This window comes from Nocardia arthritidis NBRC 100137 (assembly GCF_001612765.1).
GTDB classification, from domain to species: Bacteria; Actinomycetota; Actinomycetes; order Mycobacteriales; family Mycobacteriaceae; genus Nocardia; species Nocardia arthritidis.
The window spans coordinates 1-837 of record NZ_BDBB01000106.1; the positions used below are offsets into that span (position 1 = coordinate 1).

The following is an 837-nucleotide window of genomic DNA, read 5'->3' on the forward strand; positions in this document are numbered from 1 at the left end:
CGCTGCCGGTGGGTCCGGTGGATCCGGTGGGTGGTTTGTAGTTCCTGCCCGCGATGTTGTACAGGTACTGCTTGGTCAACCGGTTGATCGCGGCAGCGGTGTCACTGGAGGTGGCGTTCCCACCCGAGACGATCGCCTGCGCTTTCTGCAACGCCGCGGTCAGGATCTGATGCACCTTCTGCTGCCCGGCCTTCGTGTACGCCTGCGGGCCCAGCTCGGCCAACGCCACGTTCACCTCACGCACCAGCTTGACGATCGCTTTCTTGTCGACCTTGTTCGACCCCTTCAAACTCCCGATATACGACACCAACTGGTTATCCACATTGTTGAACGCCTTGGCCGCGTTGCGCTGAAACAACTGCTTGGCCCGGATCGCCCGCGTCGTCGCACCACTACCAGAAGATCCCGACGAACCACCCGACGGCCGCGGCACCTGCCGCACCTGCGGATCGGCCGGGTCTCCCTCCCCATACACCCCTTCCAACTGCTTCAACACATCCAACGCCCGCGCCGCCTCCGGCGACATCCCCGCCGCACCCGAACCATCGGCCCCACCCGCCGCCACCGGCGCCGAACCCCCACCACCGCCACCGCCGCCACTTCCCAACCCCGCCAACGCCGAAGCGATCATCGGCAACATCCCCATCGCCATCATCCCCGCCATCGGCAGCACACCCGCCACCACCTCCGGATCCACCAACGGCTCCGGCTCCGGCTCCTCCTCCCCACCCCTACCCGGCCCCGCACCCGGCGCCTGCTCCACCCGCGGAGCCACCACACCACCCGGCACACCCTCACCCGGAACCGGCTGAGCCGCAACACCACCCGACTGACCAG

Annotated in this window: 1 protein-coding gene; it reads right to left on the bottom strand. The window is 67.3% G+C overall.

The annotated features are described in order from the left end of the window. The coding region (locus NA8_RS32255) for a DUF4226 domain-containing protein (RefSeq protein ID WP_245664091.1) at positions 1 to 664 on the bottom strand (664 nt) is incomplete at its 3' end. Positions 665 to 837: the final 173 nt, after the last annotated feature.